The organism is Streptomyces sp. BK340, from assembly GCF_007827595.1.
GTDB lineage: Bacteria > Actinomycetota > Actinomycetes > Streptomycetales > Streptomycetaceae > Streptomyces.
In genome coordinates, this window is sequence record NZ_VISR01000002.1 from 194,647 (window position 1) to 206,092 (window position 11,446).

General features: G+C 72.7%; 10 protein-coding genes. 5 read left to right on the plus strand and 5 right to left on the minus strand.

Features of this window, described 5'->3' with window-relative positions; all coding sequences use genetic code 11:
• Positions 1 to 90: 90 nt before the first annotated feature.
• A complete protein-coding gene (locus FB157_RS04275) occupies positions 91 to 726 on the plus strand; it encodes an HAD family hydrolase (protein ID WP_392282618.1) in 636 nt (211 codons plus the stop codon).
• On the opposite strand, the gene FB157_RS04280 is transcribed toward FB157_RS04275, so the two are convergent.
• Positions 702 to 953: a hypothetical protein gene (locus FB157_RS04280; protein WP_145876090.1), complete on the minus strand. Its 252-nt coding sequence runs from the start codon at positions 951 to 953 to the stop codon at positions 702 to 704. The two genes, FB157_RS04275 and FB157_RS04280, sit on opposite strands and share 25 nt — an antisense overlap.
• 165 nt (positions 954 to 1,118) lie before the next feature.
• Here FB157_RS04280 and FB157_RS49375 point away from each other — a divergent pair, with 165 nt between their 5' ends.
• Positions 1,119 to 1,502 carry a cold-shock protein gene (locus tag FB157_RS49375; RefSeq protein ID WP_145876092.1) on the plus strand — a complete coding sequence of 128 codons (384 nt, stop codon included), beginning with the start codon at positions 1,119 to 1,121 and terminating at the stop codon, positions 1,500 to 1,502.
• Between the two features lie 3 nt (positions 1,503 to 1,505).
• Here FB157_RS49375 and FB157_RS04290 read toward each other — a convergent pair whose 3' ends face one another.
• The 4 genes from FB157_RS04290 to FB157_RS04305 all read right to left on the minus strand — a co-directional run bounded on the left by FB157_RS04290 (position 1,506) and on the right by FB157_RS04305 (position 5,005).
• Positions 1,506 to 2,354, minus strand: coding sequence for a 1,4-dihydroxy-6-naphthoate synthase (locus FB157_RS04290; RefSeq protein WP_145876094.1), 849 nt, complete (start codon positions 2,352 to 2,354; stop codon positions 1,506 to 1,508).
• On the minus strand, positions 2,344 to 3,090 hold the full coding sequence (locus FB157_RS04295) for a futalosine hydrolase (protein ID WP_145876095.1): 747 nt from the start codon (positions 3,088 to 3,090) through the stop codon (positions 2,344 to 2,346). The genes FB157_RS04290 and FB157_RS04295 overlap by 11 nt, the downstream gene beginning before the upstream one ends.
• Positions 3,063 to 3,536 (minus strand): DUF2771 domain-containing protein, encoded by a 474-nt coding sequence (locus FB157_RS04300; protein WP_145876097.1) that lies wholly within the window; start codon positions 3,534 to 3,536, stop codon positions 3,063 to 3,065. Before FB157_RS04300 ends, FB157_RS04295 begins: the two co-directional genes overlap by 28 nt.
• 62 nt (positions 3,537 to 3,598) lie before the next feature.
• Entirely contained in the window at positions 3,599 to 5,005 is a 1,407-nt protein-coding gene (locus tag FB157_RS04305; RefSeq protein WP_145876099.1) for an MFS transporter, read from the minus strand.
• Between the two features lie 801 nt (positions 5,006 to 5,806).
• On the opposite strand from FB157_RS04305, the gene FB157_RS04310 reads away from it, so the two are divergent.
• The 3 genes from FB157_RS04310 to FB157_RS04325 all read left to right on the plus strand — a co-directional run bounded on the left by FB157_RS04310 (position 5,807) and on the right by FB157_RS04325 (position 11,432).
• Complete coding sequence (locus FB157_RS04310; protein ID WP_145876100.1) at positions 5,807 to 6,733, plus strand: DUF3027 domain-containing protein; 927 nt, start codon at positions 5,807 to 5,809, stop codon at positions 6,731 to 6,733.
• Positions 6,734 to 6,844: 111 nt separating this feature from the next.
• The gene (locus tag FB157_RS04315; protein WP_145876102.1) at positions 6,845 to 9,976 is read left to right on the plus strand and encodes a sacsin N-terminal ATP-binding-like domain-containing protein; all 3,132 of its coding nucleotides are present in this window, start codon (positions 6,845 to 6,847) and stop codon (positions 9,974 to 9,976) included.
• Positions 9,977 to 10,601: 625 nt separating this feature from the next.
• A complete protein-coding gene (locus tag FB157_RS04325) occupies positions 10,602 to 11,432 on the plus strand; it encodes a hypothetical protein (RefSeq protein ID WP_145876104.1) in 831 nt (276 codons plus the stop codon).
• Positions 11,433 to 11,446: the final 14 nt, after the last annotated feature.

The following is an 11,446-nucleotide window of genomic DNA, read 5'->3' on the forward strand; positions in this document are numbered from 1 at the left end:
TCGTCCGGATCAGCCCGGGGTCGGCCTGATCCGGACGAAACCCCTGGTCCTGCGGACCCGCTGTCATCGGCACCCGGCAGAATGACCCCCATGACCGTCACCCAGGCCCCCGCCCTCACCGTCGGCTTCGACCTCGACATGACGCTCATCGACTCCCGGCCGGGCATCCACGCCTGCTACCGGGCGCTGGCGGAGCGGACCGGGACGTTCATCGACGCCGATCTGGCGGTGACCCGGCTGGGGCCGCCGCTCGCGGAGGAGCTGGTCAACTGGTTCCCCGCGCAGGAGGTCGCCGCCATGGCCGATCTGTACCGCGAGATGTACCCCGCCATCGCCATCGCCGCGACACCCGCGATGGCGGGCGCCCGGGAGGCGATGGACGCGGTGCGGGCCGCCGGCGGCCGGACGATGGTGGTCACGGCGAAGTACCAGCCGAACGCCAAGCTGCACCTGGACCACCTGGGCATAGCACCCGACGTGCTCGTGGGCGACCTGTGGGCCGAGCGGAAGGCGGCGGCCCTGCGCGAGTACGGCGCGGCCGTGTACGTCGGTGACCACGTCGGAGACGTCCGCGGGGCCCGTACGGCGGGCGCGTTGTCCGTCGCCGTGGTCACCGGACCGTGCGACGGCGACGAACTGCGCGCCGCGGGGGCGGACGTCGTGCTCGACGACCTGTCCGCCTTCCCCGCCTGGCTGGCCGCCTACCGCGAGGCGCCCCGCGCCTGACGCCGCCCGGCGGCGACGGAACGCAGCACACCGGCCCCCGCCACCAGGAAGCCGACGGCCATGAACATGCTCAGTCCGAACATGTACGTCGGAAAAGGCTTCGCACCGAGGAACAGCGGGGCCACCGTGACAAGGGTGGCCACGGCCCCGATGAAGAACACCACGGCACCGGCACGGATCAGTCGGTCACCGGGCTCGGCGGAATTCGCTTGGGTTTTGTCACGCACCGGACCAGGGTAGTTCCCAGCGCAAGAGAACAACCGGGGGACGTCTTGTCACCCGCCCGAAGACCATTAGCCTTGGTGTCGGCGGGTCATGGTCGACCCGCTCTAGTGCTATCCAGAGCCGTTTCCGAAGTAGTTTTCCCGACAAGTACGAGGACGAGGACAGACGTGCCTACCGGCAAGGTCAAGTGGTTCAACAGCGAGAAGGGCTTCGGCTTTCTCTCCCGCGACGACGGCGGTGACGTCTTCGTCCATTCCTCGGTTCTCCCCGACGGGGTCGACGCACTCAAGCCGGGACAGCGCGTGGAGTTCGGCGTCGTCGCCGGCCAGCGCGGTGACCAGGCACTCTCCGTGACCGTGCTCGACCCGACGCCGTCCGTCGCGGCCGCGCAGCGCAAGAAGCCGGACGAGCTGGCCTCGATCGTGCAGGACCTGACGACCCTCCTCGAGAACATCACGCCGCAGCTGGAGAGGGGCCGCTACCCGGAGAAGGCCGCCGGAAAGAAGATCGCCGGCCTCCTGCGCGCGGTCGCCGACCAGTTGGACGTGTGACCCTCAGGGGAAAGCGAGCGCATCCGGACCGAGGGGCGGCAGCAGCCCCTCGGCCGCCGCGCGGGTGAGCAGCCCGCGGATCGCCGCGTAGCCGTCCTCGCCGAGGTCGGCGGTGAACTCGTTGACGTACAGCCCGATGTGCTGGTCGGCGACGGCCGGGTCCATCTCCTGGGCGTGCTCCATCACGTACGGCCGGGAGGCCTCGGGGTCGTCCCAGGCGGCCCGGACGGACGCCTTGATGGAGTCGGCGAGCCGGCCGAGGGTCTCGGCCCCCAGCGACCGCTTGGCGATGATCGCGCCGAGCGGGATCGGCAGCCCGGTGCTGCGCTCCCAGTGCTCGCCCATGTCGGCGAGCTTGTGCAGCCCGTAGTTCCGGTACGTGAAGCGTGCCTCGTGGATGACGAGCCCGGCGTCCACCTTGCCGTCCCGCACGGCCGGCATGATCTCGTGGAACGGCAGGACGACGATCTCGCCGACCCCTTCCGGCAGTGTGTCCGCCGCCCAGAGCCGGAACAGCAGGTAGGCGGTCGACTTCTCGCTCGGCACCGCCACCGTACGGCCCGTCAGGTCGCTTCCCGCCTCCCGGGTCAGCACCAGCGGCCCGCAGCCCCGCCCCAGCGCACCGCCGCAGGGCAGCAGCGCGTACTCGTCCAGGACGTAGGGCAGCACGGCGTACGACACCTTCAGTACGTCGAACTCGCCGCGCTCGGCCATGCCGTTGGTGATGTCGATGTCGGCGAAGGTCACGTCCAGCGCGGGGGCGCCGGGGACGCGGCCGTGGGCGAGGGCGTCGAAGACGAAGGTGTCGTTCGGACAGGGCGAGTACGCGATCTGCATCGCATCACTGGTCATGCGGGTTCCAACTCTCCAATGCGGGCGCGAGCTTCCCGAAGCCCTCGGTGAGGGCGGCGAGGGCGTCGCCGATGCGCCAGGCGGCGCGGTCGCGCGGGCCGACCGGGTTGGACACCGCCCGGATCTCCAGCACGGGCACCCCGTGCGCGGCGGCCGCCTCGGCGACGCCGAACCCCTCCATGCCCTCGGCGAGGGCCTGCGGGTGGCGGGAGCGCAGTTCCGCGGCGCGGGCGGCGGTGCCGGTGACGGTGGAGACGGTGAGGACGGTGCCGGGACGGGCGCCGGTGGCCGCGGACACGCCTCGCACGAGCGAGGGCGGCGGCCGGTGGGTGACGGTCCCGAAGCCCAGCTCGGTGACCGGGAGGAAGCCGTCGGCGGTCTCGGCGCCCAGATCGGCCACGGTGATCGCGTCGGCGACGACGAGCGAGCCGACCGGGGCATCGGGCAGGAAACCACCGCCGATCCCGGCCGAGACGACGAGCCCGTAGGGGCTGCCGTCGAGGGCGGCGGCGGTGAGCGCGGTGGCGGTGGAGGCGGCGGCGAGGGCGGGCCCGACACCGCCGGCCAGCAGGTCGTGCCCGGCACCGGTCCGGACGAGGGAGACCCCCGGCAGCCGTACCTGTGCGCCCGCCTCCGGGAACGCCCGGGCCACCGCTTCCCGTTCGGCCGGGACCGCGGTGGCTACGAGGACGCGTACGGAGGGCGTGGTCAGGCCTTCTTCAGCTTGAAGGACCACAGGCCCTTGGCCGGCTGCTGGCCCATCTGGATGGAGACGGTGTTGCTGGTGCCCTGGGTGCCGTACTGGGCGTTGAAGAACGCGCTGCCCGGGATGGTGGTGTAGGTCTTCTTGCTCACGTCGGTGAACTGGCGGCCGTTCACCAGGAGGATCCAGCCGGCGTCCGCGATCTTCGGGTCGACGCCGAAGCGGACGGTCTGGTCCGGGTCCACCTTGATCGATTCGATGTCGCCGGCCTTCTTGGCGCACTTCGCCAGCGACTTGGCGTCCAGGGAATTGCCGTCGTTGTAGCAGAGGGCCTCGGAGTTGACCGAGTCCCGGCCTACGGTGACCGTCGCGACGGGAGTCGGCTTCTCGCAGGCGGACAGGACGAGCAGTCCGGCGGAAACGGCGCCGGCGGCGGCGACGGCGCGGCGGCGTCGCACAACGGATTGCAGGGTGGTCATGGCCGAAGGCTATCGGGCACCCGGAGCTCACCGCCCATGTGGGGTGCGGCGTGCCCGGTTCGTTACGCCACTCGCGCCCGCGGCCTGCTTCCGTGGCGTGCCGAGGAGAGCAGTCCGCGCAGCGTGGCCAGCCAGCCGACGGCCACGATGGCGGCGGCGACCATGAGGCCGAGGGTGCCGTTGAGGGGCATCACGATGCCGATGGCGCCGCCGAAGACCCAGGCCACCTGGAGCAGGGTCTCCGACCGCGCGAACGCCGACGTCCGCACCAGCTCGGGCACGTCCCGCTGGATCAGCGCGTCCAGGGAGAGCTTGGCCAGCGCCTGCGCGAACCCGGCGACGGCCGCCAGGCAGGCCACCAGGAAGGCCCCGAAGAACAGGGCGGCCACGATCGCCGTCCCCAGCACCACGGCCACGACGGTCACGATGATGATCTCCGGGGCCCTGGACCTCAGCCAGGCCCCCACAGCCGTACCCAGCGCGTTCCCCGCCCCCGCCGCGACGCCCACGATCCCCAGCGAGACCGCCGCGCTCTCCCCGGTCAGCGGCTGCTCGCGCAGCAGGAACGCGAGGAAGAAGATCAGGAAGCCGGACAGGCAGCGCAGCGAGGCGTTGGCGGCGAGGGCATGGGTGACGGCGGGCCCGACCGTGCGCAGCCCCGGCCGTCGCTTGATGGTCTGCTTGCGGTGCGGCCCGTGCAGGTGCTCCTCGTCGGCGGCGAGCAGGGCCACGTCCTCGCCCTTGGCGGAGTCCACCTTGGGCGGCAGGGAGAACGACAGGAACGTCCCTGCAACGAAGATCACGAAGGCGCCGTACAGCGGCCAGGCGTCCCCGATGGCATGCAGCCCCGCCCCGATCGGCGCGGCCACGCCGGTGGCCAGGAGGCCGGCGAGGGTGACCCGGGAGTTGGCCTTCACGAGCGAGAAGGCGGGCGGCAGCAGCCGAGGCACGACGGCGCTGCGGACCACCCCGTACGCCTTGGAGGCCACGAGCACCCCCAGCGCGGCGGGATACAGCTGCAGACTCCCGCTGGCCACGGCCCCCGAGATGATCAGCGCGAGCAGCGCCCGGGCCAGCATCGCCGCGGCCATCGCGGCCCGCCGCCCGTGCGGCAGCCGGTCGAGGAGCGGCCCGATGACGGGGGCGAGGACGGTGAAGGGGGCCATGGTGATGGCGAGATAGAGCGCGACGCGTCCGCGCGCCTCGTCGGTCGGCACGGAGAAGAACACGGTCGAGGCCAGCGCGAGGGTGATCATGACATCGCCGGCGCCGTTCACCGCGTGCAGCTCGATCAGTTTGCCCAGCCCCGACTCGCCCGCGCCATGGGCGTGCGTGGCCTTCCGGATCCCGCGCGCGGTACCGGTCACCGGGAAGTGCAGGGCACGCCCCACCGCGCGGACGGCACCGCCGACCCGGCCCGAACCGCCACCTCGAACGCTCCCCCTGTCCGCGGCTGCCACGTGCTTCATAGTGCCCCGAGACACCGCCCGATAGTGCGGTTTGAACCCAAGCGAGTCGGACGCGGGGGTGGTTTCCCGGCGGGGTGGGGCGGGATGCGGGGGGCGCTTCTCGGGGGGCTGGGGCGGGGTGGCGGTGCGGTTCTGTGGTGGGCCGGGCTTGGCCGCGCAGGGGTGTCGGTGCGGCTTCGTGCCGGGCCGGGGTGGGATGGCGGGGGTACTCCACCGCGGACTGAGGCGGGATGTCGGGGAAGTTTTGCGGCGGAGCCGGGCGGACCGGGCCGCAGCGGGGTGACGGTGCGGCATCGTGCCGGGACGGGTTGGCGAGGGGGGGTGCTCTGCGGCGGCACGCCGGGGAAGTTTTGTGGGGGGCCAGCAGCGGCGCGGCTTCGTGCCGGGCCGGTGCGGGATGCCGGGGGTACCTGGCGGCGAACTGTCGCGGTACGCCGGGGCCGGGTGGCGGGGGCACTTCACCGTGAACCGAGGTGGGATTCCGGGTGGCTTCGCGGGGCTGGCGGCGTGGAACGGTGGGGTTGTGCCGCCGTCGGCCGGGGTGGAAGCCGGGGGGTGACTTCGTGGTCGGCCGAGGCGGGTGGGTGGGTGGGAAACATCGCCGCGCAGCGGCGGACTGTCCCCGACCACCGACGACGGGGTAGCGTGCGTATCTCAGCCATAACGCAGAATGGATGGCAGAGGTGCGCCCGAGCGCGCGTCGGAAGCAGACGTCGATGCGGTCCCCCGGTCCGCTCCGTCCGCCTGACCGCCGGAGGCAGCCGCACTCATTGCAGACGGCGTAGGAGAGAAGCGATACCTGTGAGCGCAGCGACAACGCGAAGCCGCACCCCCGACCGTCTGTGCGCCGAGGCCATCGACCTCGCCCGTGCCGCCGCCGAGGAGGCAGCCGCGCCCGGAGTTGTCGGTGAGCATGTCGGCGTGGTGTCGGAGGGCGACCGGGTCGTCACGCACTTCTTCGAGTGCAAGGAAATGGGCTACCGCGGCTGGCGCTGGGCGGCGACCGTGGCCCGTGCCTCCCGCGCGAAGATCGTGACCCTGGACGAGGTGGTCCTCCTCCCCGGCCCCGACGCCCTGCTCGCCCCCGAGTGGGTCCCGTGGAGCGAGCGCCTGCGCCCCGGCGACCTCGGCCCGGGCGACCTGCTCCCGACCGACCAGGAGGACCTCCGCCTGGAGCCCGGCTACTTGGGCGAGGAGCAGCCCCCGCCGAACTCCGTGATCTCGGACGAGATGGCCGAGCTGGCGGACGCCGAGGACGCCGACGTGACGCCCGGTACGCCCGCCAGCCAGCCGACGGTCCCGGCCCGTGGCTCGATCGCCTCGGTGGCCCAGGAGCTGGGCCTGCGCCGCGCCCGCGTCCTGTCCCGCTACGGCCTGCACACCGCGGCCGACCGCTGGGAGGAGGGCTTCGGCCCCAAGACCCCGATGGCCCAGGCGGCCCCGGCGACCTGTCTGACCTGTGGCTTCCTCAGCCCGATCGGCGGCTCCCTGGGCCAGGCCTTCGGCGTCTGCGCGAACGAGTTCTCCCCGGCCGACGGCCGTGTGGTCTCGCTGGCGTACGGCTGCGGCGCCCACTCGGAGGCCGCGGTCATGCCGAAGCCGCCCCAGCCCCCCGCCCCGGTGATCGACGAGATGAAGGTCGACGTCTTCCCGCTCCGCCCGGCCCGCGACTCGGGCTCGGTCCCGGAGGCGGGCGACGAGGCGACGGCGGAACTCGGCCACTCGTAGGCCGGACGGCCCAGGAGCCCTTTCTGCCCGTCTCCGAGGCCTGACCTGTGCCTTCGGTCTCCCTGCCGCACTCGCTGTACCTTCGTCCTCACGTCGATGAGGAGAGTGAACGTGAGCAAGTTCGTGCGGCCGGCGGCCGAGGGCGCCGACCCCTTCGGCACCGCCCGTCTGCGCCGCGGTGTGCTCGACGCCTGGGCCACCAGCCCCGCCCGGTTCCGTGAGGACGCCAACGCCGAGGAGGACCTGGTCCTCGGCGGCTACCGGGACCGGCTCGTGGTGGAGCTGGCCCAGAACGCCGCCGACGCCGCCGCCCGTGCGCGGACACCGGGCCGGCTGCGTCTCACCCTCCGTGACGGCGTCCTGGTCGCGGCGAACACCGGCGCCCCCCTGGACGCGACCGGTGTCGAGTCGCTCTCCACCCTGCGGGCCTCCGCCAAGCGCGACGCGCAGGACGACCCCCACGGCGCCGTCGGCCGGTTCGGTGTCGGCTTCGCCGCCGTACTCTCCGTCACCGACGAGCCCGCGATCGTCGGCCGGCACGGCGGTGTCCGCTGGGCCCTGGCGGAGGCGCGCGAGCTGGCCGCGGGCACGGCCCGGCACAGCCCCGGCCTCGGTGACGAGGTCCGCCGCCGCGACGGACACGTCCCGCTCCTCCGCCTCCCGTTCGCCGCCGAGGGCTCCGCCCCGGAGCCGTACGACACCGCCGTCATCCTGCCCCTGCGGGACGCCGCCGCGGCGGACCTCGCCGAACGCCTCCTCGACGCCGTCGACGACGCCCTGCTCCTCGCCCTGCCCGGGCTGGAGGAAGTGGTGGTGGAGGTCGGCGAGGACGCCCCGCGCACCCTGCGCCGCCGTACCGAGGGCGCCGTCACCGTCGTGGAGGACTCGCGGGAGGGGACCACCAGCTGGCGTACCGTCTCCGCCTCCGGGCCGCTCACCCCGGACCTGCTCGCCGACCGCCCGGTGGAGGAGCGCCTGCGCCCGCACTGGTCGGTGACCTGGGCCGTGCCGACGGACGCCGACGGCCGCCCGGTACGGCCGCGCACCACCCCGGTCGTGCACGCCCCCACCCCCAGCGACGAGCCCCTCGGCGTCCCCGCCCTGCTGATCGCCTCCTTCCCGCTGGACACCACCCGCCGGCACGCGGCCCCCGGTCCGCTGACCGACTTCCTGGTGCAGCGGGCGGCTGACTCCTACACCGAACTGCTCGCCGAGTGGCGGCCGGTGACGGAGGGCGTGATCGACCTCGTACCCGGGCCGCTGGGCAAGGGTGAGCTGGACGGCGCGCTGCGGCAGGCGGTCCTGGAGCGGCTGCCGCGCACCGCGTTCCTGCCTCCGGCCGTCGCCCCCGGGAGCGACGACGAGCTTCCGGAGGCACTGCGGCCGCGGGACGCCGAGGTGGTGGAGGGCGCCGGGGCGGACACCGTACGGGTCCTCGCCGAGGTGCTGCCGACGCTCCTTCCCGCGGGCCTCGAGCGCCGCGTCGAGCTGCGCACCCTCGGGGTCGCCCGGCTCCCGCTCGCCGACGCCGTCGACCGCCTCGCAGGCCTGGAGAAGGACCCCGACTGGTGGTGGCGGCTCTACGAAAGCCTCGCCGGGGTCGAACCCGACCGGCTCTCGGGACTTCCGGTGCCCCTCGCGGACGGCCGTACGACCACCGGGCCCCGGCAGGTCCTGCTCCCCGCCCCGGACGCCGCGCCCCTCGACCCCGACGTCCTCGGCCGGCTGGGCCTCAAGCTCGCCCACGAGGACGCCGCGCACCCGCTGCTGGAGAAGCTGGGCGCGCTGCCCGCCTCCCCGCGCGCGGTGCTGACCACCCCGCAGGTGCGGGCCGCCGTGGCGAACTCCCTGGACGACGAGGGCGGGGCGCTGTGGGAGGAGGACGCTCCCGACGCCGAGGAGCTGGCCGACACCGTCCTGGCCCTGGTGCGCGACGCGGGTCTGGAGCCCGGTGACGAGCCCTGGCTGGGCGCCCTCGCGCTGCCCGACGAGGACGGCGAACTCGCCCCGGCGGGTGAACTCGTCTTCCCCGGCAGCCCCTTCGCCCGCGTGATCCGCGAGGACGAACTGGCCTCGGTGGACGCCGAACTGGCGGCGAAGTGGGGCGAGCAGCCTCTCACCGCCTGTGGTGTCCTCGCGGACTTCGCACTGGTGCGTGCCTCGGACGTGGTCCTCGACCCGGACGAACTGGAGCCCCGCGAGGGAGACTTCGCCGAGCCGGACGACGCCGGTCTGCTGGATGCCGTCGACGTGTGGTGCGAGGACATCCTCGACCGCTTCCCCGACAGCCCGGTGCCCCCGGTCGCCACCGAACTCGTCGCCGTACGGGACCTCGACCTGGTCGACGACGACCACTGGCCCGAGGCCCTCTCCCTGCTCGCCCGGCCGCCGCTGCGCGACGCCCTCACGCAGCCGGTGCGGATCCTGCTGCCCGACGGCACCCACGAGGTCGTCCGCCCGTACACGGCGTGGTGGCTGCGCGGGCACCCCGTCCTCGACGGACGCCGGCCCGCCGGTCTGCTCGCGGCCGGCGGGGACCCGCTGCTGCGCGGCCTGTACGACGAGGCCGACGCGACCGGCTTCGGCGACGAGCAGGTGCTGCGTGCGCTGGGCGTGCGGACCTCCGTGGCCGCCCTGCTGGACGAGCCCGGCGGCGCCGTCGAGCTGCTGGACCGCCTCGCCGACCCGGAGCGGCCGGTCACGGCGGCCCAACTGCACGCCCTGTACGGCGCTTTGGCCGAGCTGGACCCGGAGCAGGTGACCCTGCCGGACGAACTGCGGGCCGTGACCGACGGACGGGTGACGGTGGTGGACGCGGCCGACGCGGTCGTGGTCGACTCGCCCGACCTGCTGCCCTTCACCTCCGGTGTCCCGCTGCTGCCGGTCCGCCCGTCCCGGGCCGCCGAGCTGGCCGAGCTGTTCCAGGTACGGCGGCTGAGCGAGTCCGTCACCGGCGAGGTGACCTCCGAGGGCACCGAGCACGACGTACCGGACCCGGTGCGGGTGCTGCTCGGACCGCGCACGCCCGGCACCTACGTCGAGCACGAGGAACTGGTCGTGGACGGCGTGGAGATCGACTGGCGGGTGACCGGCGACGGCGTCCTGCACGCGGCCACCCTGGAGGGCGTCGCCGCGGGCCTCGCCTGGGCGGCGGGCCAGTGGCCGCGCCGCTTCGAGGTGGCGGCCCTGCTGGAGGACCCGTCGCGGACGGAGGAGCTGGCGCGGGACCGGTGGTTCGACTGACCCCCGCAACTCTCACACCAATTCCTTACCAGTAGTACAACCCTTCACTTCTGTCCCACGTCGGTTGTCTGTGGAGTCACGCGACTCCACAGACAACCGACGTGGGGAAAACACACGCGCGTTCGCGCCTCGGTCGCAGCCGTCGGCGGCGCTCTGGTGACCGCCACGGACAACTCGGGCATCAAGGATGCCGACGAGTTCTCGCTGAAGGGTCCCGACTACGGCTTCGAGACGACCGGCAAGCCCACCTGCGCCGTCGTCAACGCCACCACCTCCACCTGCACCGCCTCGGTGACCATCGACCCGAGGACGGACTACTTCAGGAACAAGAACGCCGGCACCTGGTACGTCGACGCATGGGTCAACGGCAACGACGACGACTTCATCCAGCAGGACAAGGCCGGCTCGGCGGTCAACGCCACGGGTGACTTCGGCGACGTGGAGCAAGCGCTGCCGCTCCGGCTCCGGAGCCGGAACGTTTCCTCTCACTTGTGCCATGGCCTGGCAATGCGCGTCCCAAATCTGGCCGGGAAGCGCTCTTGCCGTACAACCAGTTGCACCGCTCATGGATCTGATCGCTCGAGTCAACCGACTCCACGATCACTTCTCCCCCAGGGGAACGCACATGCGCATTCGTGCCACCGTGGCCGCCGTCTCCGGCGCCCTGGCCCTCTCCGCTCTCGCCGTGCCGGCCGCGCAGGCCGCTCCGACCAGCGGAACGCCGTACACGCTGAACGTGAGCTTCTCGAACGTCACGATCGCCAAGGCCATCAAGGTCGGTTCCACCAACAAGGTCAGCACGACGTACTCGTACACGCTGACGCACGGCGCGGACGTGGACATCACCAAGAGCGACTTCTACACGGACGCCTTCCTCTACAAGGGCACGTACAGCGACACGTCCCCCGAGCTGTACGGCGACAACCCGGCGACCTGCACGCCCACCTCGTCGACCACCGCCACCTGCACCGGCACGGTCGACATCTACCCGACCGACCCCGACCCGAAGAGCACGGACGCCGGCACCTGGGGCGTGGCCGCCGAGGCGGTCGCCTTCAACGGCCAGGACCAGAGCAACCCCGACCTGAGCAAGGTCGGCTTCAACGACAAGAGCGGCCTCGGCAGCACCCTGGTGCAGCGCTACTCCAAGCTCACGGTCGACGCCGGCCCGGAGCCGGTCACCAAGGGCAAGACCCTCACGGTGACGGGCAAGCTGTCCCGCGCCAACTGGGACGACAACGCGTACCACGGCTACACCAACCAGCCGGTCAAGCTGCAGTTCCGCAAGGCGGGCACGAGCACGTACACCACCGTCAAGACGGTGTACACGGACTCCTCCGGCAACCTGAAGACCACCACCACCGCGAACTACGACGGCTACTGGCGCTTCAGCTTCGCGGGCACCTCGACGACCCCCGCGGTCAGCGCCACGGGCGACTACGTCGACGTGAAGTAACCCTCCGCCACACG

Coding starts and splice junctions, on each gene's coding strand:
- FB157_RS04325 (WP_145876104.1), top strand. CDS start 10,602: ATGCGCATTCGTGCCACCGTGGCCGCCGTCTCCGGCGCCCTGGCCCTC.
- FB157_RS04290 (WP_145876094.1), bottom strand. CDS start 2,354: ATGACCAGTGATGCGATGCAGATCGCGTACTCGCCCTGTCCGAACGAC.
- FB157_RS04300 (WP_145876097.1), bottom strand. CDS start 3,536: ATGACCACCCTGCAATCCGTTGTGCGACGCCGCCGCGCCGTCGCCGCC.
- FB157_RS04275 (WP_392282618.1), top strand. CDS start 91: ATGACCGTCACCCAGGCCCCCGCCCTCACCGTCGGCTTCGACCTCGAC.
- FB157_RS04305 (WP_145876099.1), bottom strand. CDS start 5,005: ATGAAGCACGTGGCAGCCGCGGACAGGGGGAGCGTTCGAGGTGGCGGT.